The 10,787-nt window shown below is 68.1% G+C and carries 11 protein-coding genes; 8 read left to right on the forward strand and 3 right to left on the reverse strand.

Features of this window, described 5'->3' with window-relative positions; all coding sequences use genetic code 11:
- The 7 genes from D7W82_RS35240 to D7W82_RS35270 all read left to right on the forward strand — a co-directional run.
- Window positions 1-1,417, forward strand: a 1,417-nt coding sequence (locus D7W82_RS35240) for a hypothetical protein (RefSeq protein ID WP_370451118.1), incomplete at its 5' end; no start/stop codon positions are given.
- Window positions 1,407-2,066, forward strand: a complete 660-nt coding sequence (locus D7W82_RS35245; protein WP_233588128.1) for a hypothetical protein — start codon at window positions 1,407-1,409, stop codon at window positions 2,064-2,066. The genes D7W82_RS35240 and D7W82_RS35245, both read left to right, overlap by 11 nt.
- Window positions 2,067-2,078: 12 nt before the next feature.
- Window positions 2,079-3,617 carry a hypothetical protein gene (locus D7W82_RS35250; protein ID WP_120622504.1) on the forward strand — a complete coding sequence of 513 codons (1,539 nt, stop codon included), beginning with the start codon at window positions 2,079-2,081 and terminating at the stop codon, window positions 3,615-3,617.
- Window positions 3,618-3,760: 143 nt separating this feature from the next.
- Complete coding sequence (locus D7W82_RS35255; protein WP_199727933.1) at window positions 3,761-4,681, forward strand: DUF2381 family protein; 921 nt, start codon at window positions 3,761-3,763, stop codon at window positions 4,679-4,681.
- A gap of 11 nt (window positions 4,682-4,692) precedes the next feature.
- Window positions 4,693-5,193 carry a hypothetical protein gene (locus D7W82_RS35260; protein WP_120622506.1) on the forward strand — a complete coding sequence of 167 codons (501 nt, stop codon included), beginning with the start codon at window positions 4,693-4,695 and terminating at the stop codon, window positions 5,191-5,193.
- A gap of 68 nt (window positions 5,194-5,261) precedes the next feature.
- The gene (locus D7W82_RS35265) at window positions 5,262-6,602 is read left to right on the forward strand and encodes an AAA family ATPase (protein ID WP_120622507.1); all 1,341 of its coding nucleotides are present in this window, start codon (window positions 5,262-5,264) and stop codon (window positions 6,600-6,602) included.
- A complete protein-coding gene (locus tag D7W82_RS35270; protein ID WP_120622508.1) occupies window positions 6,599-7,132 on the forward strand; it encodes a hypothetical protein in 534 nt (177 codons plus the stop codon). Before D7W82_RS35265 ends, D7W82_RS35270 begins: the two co-directional genes overlap by 4 nt.
- A gap of 94 nt (window positions 7,133-7,226) precedes the next feature.
- Here the strand turns inward: D7W82_RS35270 and D7W82_RS35275 are convergent, their stop codons facing one another.
- A complete protein-coding gene (locus D7W82_RS35275) occupies window positions 7,227-7,511 on the reverse strand; it encodes a hypothetical protein (RefSeq protein WP_147439707.1) in 285 nt (94 codons plus the stop codon).
- 41 nt (window positions 7,512-7,552) lie between these two features.
- Complete coding sequence (locus tag D7W82_RS35280; RefSeq protein WP_370451119.1) at window positions 7,553-8,284, reverse strand: class I SAM-dependent methyltransferase; 732 nt, start codon at window positions 8,282-8,284, stop codon at window positions 7,553-7,555.
- 320 nt (window positions 8,285-8,604) lie between these two features.
- Between D7W82_RS35280 and D7W82_RS35285 the strand changes: the two genes are divergently transcribed.
- Window positions 8,605-10,110, forward strand: a complete 1,506-nt coding sequence (locus tag D7W82_RS35285) for an FG-GAP-like repeat-containing protein (RefSeq protein WP_158617783.1) — start codon at window positions 8,605-8,607, stop codon at window positions 10,108-10,110.
- Between the two features lie 297 nt (window positions 10,111-10,407).
- Here D7W82_RS35285 and D7W82_RS35290 read toward each other — a convergent pair whose 3' ends face one another.
- Window positions 10,408-10,704 (reverse strand): hypothetical protein, encoded by a 297-nt coding sequence (locus D7W82_RS35290; protein WP_120622512.1) that lies wholly within the window; start codon window positions 10,702-10,704, stop codon window positions 10,408-10,410.
- Window positions 10,705-10,787 lie beyond the last annotated feature (83 nt).

Raw genomic sequence — 10,787 nt, forward strand, 5'->3', positions numbered from 1 at the left:
CTCCCCCACCCCGCGCCGCTGGCTGCTGCCCGCGCTGCTGCTGCTCGGGTTCGCGACGCCGGCCGTGGCCATGCCCACCGGCCCCGGCACCTTCTGCTCCGAGTACCCCACCGCGCCCGCCTGCCAGGGCACCCAGCCCGCCTGCACGTACTGTCACGTGGCCCCGCCCCAGCGGAACGGCTACGGCGCCGCGCTGGAGCCGCACCTCGCCCCCGGCAAGCCGCGCCCCCTCTCCGACGCGGACTTCGCCGCTGCCCTCCCCGCCGCGCTGCGCGCCATCGCCACCGAGGACACCGACGGCGACGGCGCCCCGAACCAGTTCGAGGTCGAGCAGGGCTCGCTCCCCGGCGACGCCACCAGCGTCCCGCCCAGCGGCATCTGCGGCGGTGGAGAGAACCCCCAGTTCAAGGTCTGCCAGTACGACCCGCGCTTCGCGTACCGCCGCATGCTCAGCGACTTCTGCGGCACGTCCCCCACCTACGCCCAGGTGGTCACCTTCCTGGAGCTGGGCAGCGAGGAGAAGCAGCGCGCCTTCATTGCTCAGGAGCTGGACCGCTGCCTCCAGTCCGACTTCTGGCGCGGCAAGCACGGGCAGCTGTGGAAGGTGGCCCACCCCAAAATCCGCCCCGTCGGCTCCATCAAGTCCGGCGAGGACGCGGGCATCATCCCCCTGGCGGACTACTACGACGACTACGCCCTCTTCACCTGGTCCCAGACGGACGACCACGACGCGCGCGACGTCCTCACCGCCAGCTTCTATGTGAAGCGCTCGGGCTCGGGCCCCACTGCGTACACCGCCACCAACAGCCTCTCCTCCCAGTTCGTGGAGGCCTCGCGCCGCGCCGGCAACATGACGAGCGCGTGGACGCTGACCTCGTTCGTCATGTTCACCGCGCTGCCGCGCAACGCCGCGTCGCAGATGTACCGAGCGTACCTGGGCCTGGACATCGCGAAGCAGGAGGGCCTGCACAGCGTCCCCAACGAGCCGCGCGACTACGACGCCAAGGGCGTCCAGGCGCCCCAGTGCGCCGCGTGCCACGCGACGTTGGATCCGCTGTCGTACCCGTACCGCAACTACAACGGCCTGGGCGGGCTGCCCAACCGCTACATCCCCAACCGGCTGGAGCTGCTCTTCCCCAACGAAGCGGCCACGCTGAAGAACACGCCAGAGCAGGGCGTCATCCTGGGCCAGCCCGTGAACAACCTCATGGAGTGGGCCCGGGTCGCCGCCAACAGCGACGCCTTCGCCATCTCCACCGTCACGGACTACTGGAAGCTGCTCGTCGGCCACGCGCCCCTGCCGGAGGAGAACGAGGAGTTCGTCCGCACCTGGCAGGCCTTCCGCACGACGCACGCGTACCGCGTGCAGAAGATGCTTCACGACCTCATCCGCACGGAGGCCTACGGTGCGCCCTGAACGCCTGCTGCTCACCTGTCTGCTGCTCACCGGCTGCTCCGACAAGCTGCCCCCCGCCGTCGACCTGGGGCCGGACGCGAACCCCGGCGTGACGCCCGGCTGGGACGGCGGCGTCGCGAAGTCCCAGAAGGGAAACCTGCGCTTCAAGGGCCCCGAGCGCCTGTCGCTCGACCTGGCCCACGCGCTGGAGCTGCCCGCGTCTTCCGTATGCAACGAACTGGGCCAGTACCCCTGCCAGACCGTGCACGGCGTGGCGCTGGGCGGCGTGGACCCCTACCAGCACAGCGTCTACGAGACCGCCCCCGTCACGGGCGCCACCACGCCCATCGCCGTGGAGCGCACCGTGCTCTCCGCCTGCAACGCGCGCATCGCGCTGGACGTGAACACGCCCGCCGCAGCGGTGGTGTTCAAGGACGTGGTCCTCACCGCGGACGGCAAGCTGGCGGACGCCGCGAGCCCCTCGGTCGCCACGGCCGTGACCTCCCTGGTGCGCCGCGCGTGGCTGCGCGACCCGACCCGGGACGAGCGGGACACGCTGGTGCGGCTGTCCGCCGATGTGCAGGCCACCGGCGTGGCCTCGCCAGGGGTCGCGTGGATGCAGGCCGCGTGTCTCTCCGTCTTCTCTTCCGCCGAAGCCGTCTTCTACTGAGGAACCCCTCCCATGACCCTCAAGACCACGGGCCGGCTTTCGCGCCGGGAAATGCTGCGGGCACTGTCACTCTGCGCGGCGGGCACCACGCTCGCGCCCTTCCTCTCCGGCTGCCGGGACTCGCTCCAGACGCCCGAGTCCCTGGAGAAGACAGGCCGGAAGCGCGACGCGCTCGACGGCAAGCCGAAGTTCCTCATCGTCATCGGGGCGGCGGGGGGCGCGTCCATCGTGGACAGCTTCCTCGCGGTCCGTCAGTCCGAGTCCGCCAACGCCGCCGCGCTCAACACCTTCCCGGACGCGCAGGTGCAGGGCGTGGCGGACAGTCCCTTCCGCGCGGTGAAGTACAGCAACACGCGCCTGGGCAGCATCAACATCCCGGTCAACACCGACCAGTTGGCGTTCGTGAAGAAGCACGCGAGCGAGATGCTCGTGGCCACCTCCGTGGGCACGTCTGTGAACCACGGCATCGCGCAGAAGCGCTCGCTGACCGGCAACGGCGCATGGCGGGGCCGAACGCTCCAGGAGGCCGTCGCGCTCCAGTGGGGGAGCGGAATGCCCCTGCCCAACGTCAACATGGGCACGGGCGGCTACGCCGAGCGCGGCACCGACGACAGCCTGCCCCTGTCCTGCTTCGGTGAGCCCGTGGTCAACCCGTCCCTGTGGCCCCTGGGCCTGGATGGCTCGCGGGGCATCGCCGGAGCGCCGCCGAAGGACGTCATCGCGCTGGCGCGCGGCGCGCGGGACGCCCTGGACCAGAAGTCCATCTTCGGCCGCACCTTCCAGGACAGTGGCGCGCTGAAGCGCTGGAACGAACAGCGCGGCGTCCAGCAACCGAAGCTGGAAGCCCTGGACCTCATCACGAGGCTCAACGTCCTGCCGGACCTGCCATCCATTCCCCTGTCGAAGTACGGGCTGGAGAGTTCACCGGACGGGGCGCGGCTGCGCGAGGTGTTCCCCGGCTTCTTCACGGACCCGGTTCAGGGCCAGGCGGCGCTCGCGTTCCTGCTGCTCAAGTACCGGGTATCCGTGTCGGTGACGCTGGGGCCGGACTTCAACGTCGCGGTGGGCGGGCCCAACGGCATCGCCAATCCGCCGCTCGCGTTCGACATCAGCCACAACGACCACCGGGGCGGACAGGCCTTCATGTGGGCGCGCATCCTGTCCACGGTGGACTCGCTGATCACGCTGCTGAAGGCGGAGCCGTTCGACGCGGACTCGGGTGAATCCATGTGGGACCGCACGCTCATCTACGTGGCCACGGAGTTCGGCCGCACGCGTCCGCGCCCCTCCGGCGCCACGGAGTTCGGTTCGGGCCACGACCTCAACAACGGCTTCCTGCTGCTGTCGCCCATGGTGAAGGGAAACACCGTGCTGGGAGGCGTGGACCCGAACACCACCCTCACCTACGGCTTCGACGCGCGCACCGGAGCCCCCCAGCCGGGCAAGGTGACCTCCAACGAGCCGGACATCTTCTCCGGAGTCCTCACCGCCATGGGCGCGGACCTGGGCGGCAGCGGCCTGCCGGACGCGAGCGCCTTCAAGCGGGCATGAAGCCTCCGGCCGCGCCTTGCTCCAGAACCTGTCCCACTGCCGGACAGGTTTCGGCGCCTCGTCCGCGGAAGGGAGCCTACGACCCGCTCAGCCGCCCTCGGTGGTTGTCCAATGAGAACCTGCCCTGTTAGGTTGTCCATGCGATGCGAATCCCACCATCTCTCCGGACCGGCCTGCTCAGCCTGTTTGTGGCCTCTGCTTCAGTGGCCAGTGACCGCGAACCGGCCCTCCGGCCCCTTCTGCTCTCAGAGCATCCGAGTGACTCCACCCACAGGGTCTATGTGCGGGGGCAGGTGGTCACGACGCTGCGGTTCGAGAAGGCCGTGGATCCCAACAGGACGAAGCTGCTCGGTTGGGAGGGGCGCCTCGAACCATTGGCGGTGGTACGCAACAAGGTCGTCCTGGAGCCCATCCATGACCTCGCCGACGACGAAGGCATTCCCCTGATTGTGACGCTGGTGGATGGGACGGAGGTGGCGTTCCTGCTGCGTCACCCGGGCTGGAGGCAATCGGACGTCGCGGACCAGCAGGTCGACGTGTTCAAGGATCCAGAGAGCTATGCGAGCATGCACGCGGCGCTGCTCCGAGCACTCAAGGAGAACTTCGCGCTGACCGAGGAGAACGAGCGCTACCGCAAGGAAGAGACCTCCGAGGACCATGCGCTCGCGGCCCTGCTGGCTTCAGAGGCCATCGCGCAGACCCCGTTCAAACTCGCGGACCGCTTTTCCGGCAAGGATGATGAGAGCGAGGTGGATGCTCAGGTGTTTCAGGGCAAGGGAAAGGTCGCGGTCGTCTTCAAGGTCAAGAACACCCATTCTCAAAAGCCCTGGAGTCTGAAGTCGGCACGGCTGGTGACCAAGGACGGCGGTCATGCTCGAGCGGTCGCGATTCGCGTCACGACGCGCGAAATCACGCTCGGAGGCTCCGGCGTGGTGGCTGCTGTCGTGGACAGCAGTGCCTTCAAGGAAGAAGGCGTGTTGACGAGCCTCTTCCTTGAGATCTACCGCCAGGACGGCTTGAGGCAGGCGATCGTCCAGCTAGATCCATCGCTCCTGGCGAGATAAGAGCGCGAGGCATGGTATCCCGCACGTTCTCGCTCCTGGCCTGCGCGGTCCTGCTCATGACGGCACCTGGCTGCCCGGGCACCGCGACGGGCAAGGTGGCCCTGCGTTCCGATGGCACGCCGGGACCTGAAGAATGTCCTGAAGAAGCGCGCAAGGCGATGAAGTACCTGCGGCTGTTCGTGGGTGACTCTGCCTGGGTTCAGCTCGACGCGAACCAGTCCCGCGCCTATCCCATCACCCTGTACGCCGGTCCCATCGAAAGCGTCCTCGAAGACAACTTGGGCCCGCTTGACGCACCGGCCCGGCTCTACGGCCGCGTCTGGGCAGACGGGCCGCAAGCTGTGATCCGGTACTACGCCGCCCAACCCCTGGATGGAGGAGATCAGGTCCCCATCTGCGCGGTCGCGAGGCTCGGGCTCGGACAACTCCGGAAGTTGCCGGAGTCCAAGCCTGGAACAGCGGTGCTCGGCTCCCCCAGAGCAGGTGTCTACATCGTGAACGAGTTCCGATAGGCCCCTCCAGTCGATACCAGGACGCATTCAGCCTCGAGGGACCCTTCCTCGTGGGATAGGACGAGCACATGAAGCTCACCGTTCACAAGCTCGGGCGGATCACGGACGCCGAACTCGACATCCGGCCGCTGACGGTTTTCAGCGGGCATAACGGAACGAACAAGACCTGGCTCGCATGGGCGCTGTTTGAGCTCCTGTGGCCAGTATCCACTGGTTTGAACGCCATGGACGTCCTGGCTGTCAGCACGACAGATCCGCTCTACTCAAGAGTCCGTGAACGCCTTCAACCTCTCTTCGAAGCCTCAAGCCAGGGAACGTCCAAGGCGGCTGTGACCCTGGGTGTGGACGAACTGGGCGTCTGGCCGAAGGGAACATTCGAGTCCTCGCTGGACCAGGATCAGCTTGCATCGCTTCTTGGCGAGAAGACGGGCATTGCTCCGGATGCCCTGGTCGAGCTTTCATTTGCCCTCAAGGAACTGGAAGCGCGGCATGACTCCGTAGTGGCTGAACTCGAACCCGAGTCGGGCCTGCTCAGCATCACGTCGTTCTGGACTCGCGCCGACAATCTCAAGAAGTCAATCAGGCGCACCTATTCCGACACGCAGTGGGACGAGAAAAAGCTCACAGACGCCTGTACCTGGCCACTCCGGCAGCTCCTGTTGAACGTGCTCTGCTTTCCTGCAGAGCGCGCCGGGCTGTTACTGGCCGCCGAAGGGGGCGATGACGATCTGGATCTCCCGCATCCCATGACGGACTTCCTAGGCGTCATGCGGCGCATGCGAGGAGCTTCTCGGAGGGAGGCGTTCCTCAAAGAAGCGTTATTGCCGTTCCTCGCTCCCATTACCGGAGGCAACATCCGTTTCACAGGCGATCGAGGCGAAGAGCGTCTTGTGTTGGAGATCGGCGCCAGCCAGGAGCTTCCCATCTCCGTGGCATCCTCCCTCTCCCGGTCCCTGGCTGGGCTTTCGCACTACATCCGGTCCCTCGCCTCGCCAGGAGACGTCCTCCTCATCGATGAGTTGGAGATGAATGCCCATCCCGTCGCACAGCTCGCGCTCGTCGAATTGATGGCGGTCATGGTCAACCACGGGATCCGCATCATCTTCACGACCCACAGTCCCTACGTCATCGACCACCTCAACAACCTGATTGAGGCGGGGCGCGCTCCCGAGGCACAGCAAGCGAAACTCGCGAATGAGTTCCGGCTCAAGACACGCGATGCGTTCCTGCCGGCGGACAAGGTCTCGGTCTACGCCTTCGAGACGACTTCCGATGGCGCCGAGGTGAAGGTTACGAACGCGATGGATCCCGGGACCGGCCTCATCACGAAGAGCACCTTCGCGCCCGTGACCCAGCGGCTCAGCCAGATCTTCAATGCCGCGCTCGACGCAACAGAGAGGGGCGAATGAGTACGACGGCGGGGGGCGCCTTTGATCGGCTCCTCTGGAACGGACTGCAGCCCGGTGACTACTCGCTCTCGGAAAGCGATGTCGGCGCGAAGCTCTCTCCCGAGGGCCAGGAAGCGGTGCTCCTGTTCCAGTTGGACGACCCGCACGACGAACTCCGCCACCAAGAGCCGGATGGGACGTCAGTCTGTGACGGGATGTTCTTCTACCGGCGCAAGCTGCGAGCCCAGCCTTGGCTCCTGTTCTTTGAGCTCAAGCGCGGCAGCGATTTCAGCAAGGCCGTTGCTCAGCTCACCTCAGGGATACTTCTGACCGCCAAGAACCTCCATTCCCGGTGCGCCCCTGCTCGAATCCATGCAGTGGTCGTGTCAGGTGTCGAGTCGCCTCCCGACCAGCAATTTCTCCAGAAGCACTTCCGCTCGGACCTCAGCAAGCACAAGATTCGGGCCAGCCTCGGGTTCGTGACGTGTCCCCTCAGAGGGGTTGCGGACCTCCGCGAGGAGTTACTGTCCAGAGTACGCGCCGTCAGCTGACTCCTGCCCTCCGTGAGACCGCCCCTTGGGAAACCTGTCCGACTGTCGGACAGGTTCCGGCGCTTCGTCCGCGGCAGGGCAACTCCAGCCTGTTTCAGCCGCCGTAGCAGTTCAGGGTCGAGCCGCCACAGTAGCTGGAGCCGGAGTTGCTCCAGGAGCCCGCCGAGTTGGTGCAGATCTGGTTCTGCCGGCGCTCCAGCGTGGGCGTGCAGCAGCCCACCTTGAGGGTGCGCGTCTGGCCAGGGATGCAGCCGGCCTGCGCGGACACCTCCTGCGTGTCCTCCTGCACCGGTGCGCCCTCCTCCAGCGCCTCCACGCCACAGCCCACGGTCCCCAGCAGGCAGCCCATCAGCAACAGTCCCCGCTTCAGCGTCTTCATGTGTCGCTCCCGGTGGTGGGTCACAGCCCTCCGGGACGCTATCAAGTTTTTCCTGGTCCACCAGGATTTCCATTTTTGCCCGAACCCGGCAGTCGGGCCCACAACACCGTGGCGTTGGGGCGAGCGGGCTCCGGGGTGATGCCCAGCTTCTTGAAGTCCTTCGAGTAGCGCGAGCCCTTCAGCACCACCACCCGGCGAGCCACGCGCCGGGCATCCTCCACCGTCTCGCGCGTCAGCGGCGAGTAGTCCGCGTGACGGCGCAGCGCTTCGAACGCGGCGGAGGATTTGCGCTCGCGCTCGAACATCGGATCGAAGAGCACCACGTCGAACGCGCCGTCCGGCAGCGTGCGCAGGAACTCCGCCGCGTCCGCGTACACCACGCTCACCGCGCAGGCGGCCGGGTGGCGCTCGAGCCCCTTGAGCCCGTGCCGCACCAGGAGATACAGCGCCGGACTCCTCTCCAGCGCGATGACGCTTCCGCCCGGCCCCACCAGCCGCGCCGCCACCTGCGCATCCGCGCCCAGGCCCAGCGTGCAGTCCAACACGCGCTCCCCTTCGCGCAGGCCCGCGACGCGCACGAGCTGGTCCTCCATCACGCCCGCGTCCAGCTGCTTCACCCGCAGGTGCGCCAGCCCCGGTGAGAAGCGCAGCGTCCCTTCCGCGTCCACCAGCGACACCGCCGTGGACTCGAAGACAATGAGCGCGTCCGCCATGTCGGTGAGCAGCTTCTTCAGGGGCAGCTTGTGGTGGCGCTCCACATACGGCACGCCCACCGCCTCCGCCGCACTCCGCGCACGCTGTGCGAGCGGTGCGTCCACCCGGTCCGATGTGGTGACCACCAACGGCTGGCGGGAGGAAGACGGGGGTTCTGACGGAAGAGCCATGGGACGGCGCAGCCTACCCCGCGCGCAAGCCGTCCCTCCGGGGACATGCTCCTGTCCACCGCCCGTCACCCCACCTTCCCCCGGGCCGCATGGCCCCGCCCGGCGCCCCTTCTTACTTCTTCGACATCACGCGGGGATGTCCCGGAAACCGCGTTCATACGGCCTTGCCGGTTCAGGGCCGTGAATCGTGAATGAAGAGGGGGATGAACATGAGACACCCACGAATGGCCCATGCGGGCGTGATGCTGTTCAGCGTCGCGGTGCTGATCGCCACGGCGCTGCCTCGGATGGCGGACAGCCCGGCCCGGCCGCTGCTGGACACGCCGCGCGCGTCTCCCACGGGGATGGGGCCGCGCGCCGTGGCGCTGGGTGACTTCAACGAGGACGGGCGCCTGGACGTCATCACGGCCAACCACACCGCGGGCACCGTGTCCGTGCTGCGAAGCCTGGGGGACGGGACGTTCGCGCCCGGCCTGGAGCGGCCCACCGGCGCGTTGCCTGGCGCGGTCGCGGTGGGGGACTTCGACGTGGATGGCCACCTGGACGCGGTCACCAGCCACTTCGGAGGCACGGTGTCCGTGCTCCTGGGGCGCGGGGATGGGACGTTCGGTGCGCGGACCGACCACTCCGTGGGCGCGGAGCCCTCGGCCGTGGACGTGGGCGACCTGGACGGAGACGGCCTCCTGGACGTGGTGACGGCCAACGCGCTGGATGACTCCGTGTCGGTGCTGCTGAACCGGGGCTCCGGACGGTTCGTGCACCAGAAGGACGTGACCACCGGCACCAGCCCGTTCGCGGTGAAGGTGGCTGACATCAACCACGACGGGATGGCGGACCTGGTCACCGCGAACTTCGTGGACACGGTGTCGGTGCTGCTCGGCAACGGGGACGGGACGTTCCGGCCGCGCATGGACTTCCCCGTGGGCAACGCGCCCTACTCCGTCGCGGTGGTGGATGTGGATGATGACGGGAAGCTGGACGTGGTCACCGCGAACTTCCGGGGCCAGAGCGTGTCCGTGCTGCGCGGCACCGGCGCCGGGACGTTCCCCGCGCGCGTGGACTTCGCGGTGAAGGGCGGCCCGTACTTCGTCGCGGCCGGAGACTTCAACGGCGACGGGATGCTGGACCTCATCACCGCGAACTTCAACGAGGACACCGTGTCCCTCCTGCCCGGCCAGGGCCACGGCTCCTTCGGCGCGCCCACGCGCCTGGCCACCGGCGAAGGCCCCGCTGCGCTCGCCGTGGGCCTGCTCGACGGGGACCTGAAGCCGGACGTCGTCACCGCCAACACCCGGGGCCATGACGTGTCCGTGCTGAGGGCCGCGGCCTCCGCGGACGTGGAGGTGACGCTCACCGCCGTCCCCAGGCCGGGGGTGTCCGTGCCGCGCATCGACTACACGCTCACCGTCACGCAGCACGGGCCGGATCCGCTGAGCCGGGCCGTCATCACCGTGGCCCTGCCTCCGGGGCTCCAGGCCAGCACCCGGGACTGCCTCATGTCCGCCGGCACGCTCCAGTGCGAGGTGGGGCCGATGGCCGTGGGAGACACCGCCCTCCTGCGCTTCAGCGCGCCGCTGCCGCGCTCCAGCGTGGGCCTGTCCTACCGCATCACCGCCACAAGGACGCTCAGCGTCCCCGCGGATCCCCATTCCGCCAACGACGCCGCGAGCCAGGACTACGTGTCCCTCGGAGGCCTCGCCGCGACGTGGTGGTAGCGGTCCGGCCAGAGCGCGCTCTCCGAAGCACTTCAGCCAACACCGGGACGTGCCAGGAGGACGCGTCCCTGGGCGGACTCGCCGCGACGTGGTGGGAGCCGCTTCCCTGGAGCGCCTCAGCCAACACCGGGACGTGCCAGGAGGACGCGTCCCTGGGCGGACTCGCCGCGACGTGGTGGGAGCGGTCTGGACGGAGCGCCCTGGAGCGCTTCAGCCAACGATATGGCGAGCGCGGACTCCGTGTCTGTCCCTGGGCGGTTCGCCGCGACGTGGTGGGAGCGGCGTCCCTGGAGCGCTTCAGCGGGAGCGCTTCAGCTTGGACCACATGAGCCCGACGAAGGTGTCGGGGGCGGGCTCCGAGGACATCAGCTCTTCGTCCTCGTGACCGCGCACGGGCGGCGGCAGGGGCTTGGGAGCCACGGGGAACGGCAGGGGCTCCGCGGTGTTCAACCCCTGCGCGTGGCGCTCCATCACCTCCGCGAAGGAGCGCTGGGGCGCGTTGCGCTCCGCCACCGGCGCGGCGCCCTCCACGCTCTGGAGGGCCCGGATGCGAAGGATGACGCTGGCGCCTTCCGCGCGCGAGATGCCCGTCACCCGCCCGATTGGACCTCGCGGTCCGCGTGCCCGGCTCATCGGCTCCCTCCCGGTCCTCGGACTGTCTCTTATACACCTCTGAC

This window comes from Corallococcus sp. CA049B (genome assembly GCF_003611685.1).
GTDB classification, from domain to species: domain Bacteria; phylum Myxococcota; class Myxococcia; order Myxococcales; family Myxococcaceae; genus Corallococcus; species Corallococcus coralloides.

What these genes read in the sequence shown, in the direction of transcription:
- D7W82_RS35260 (WP_120622506.1), top strand. Translation starts at nt 4,693, where the DNA reads ATGGTATCCCGCACGTTCTCGCTCCTGGCCTGCGCGGTCCTGCTCATG.
- D7W82_RS35265 (WP_120622507.1), top strand. Translation starts at nt 5,262, where the DNA reads ATGAAGCTCACCGTTCACAAGCTCGGGCGGATCACGGACGCCGAACTC.
- D7W82_RS35275 (WP_147439707.1), bottom strand. Translation starts at nt 7,511, where the DNA reads ATGAAGACGCTGAAGCGGGGACTGTTGCTGATGGGCTGCCTGCTGGGG.
- D7W82_RS35255 (WP_199727933.1), top strand. Translation starts at nt 3,761, where the DNA reads ATGCGAATCCCACCATCTCTCCGGACCGGCCTGCTCAGCCTGTTTGTG.
- D7W82_RS35270 (WP_120622508.1), top strand. Translation starts at nt 6,599, where the DNA reads ATGAGTACGACGGCGGGGGGCGCCTTTGATCGGCTCCTCTGGAACGGA.
- D7W82_RS35285 (WP_158617783.1), top strand. Translation starts at nt 8,605, where the DNA reads ATGAGACACCCACGAATGGCCCATGCGGGCGTGATGCTGTTCAGCGTC.
- D7W82_RS35250 (WP_120622504.1), top strand. Translation starts at nt 2,079, where the DNA reads ATGACCCTCAAGACCACGGGCCGGCTTTCGCGCCGGGAAATGCTGCGG.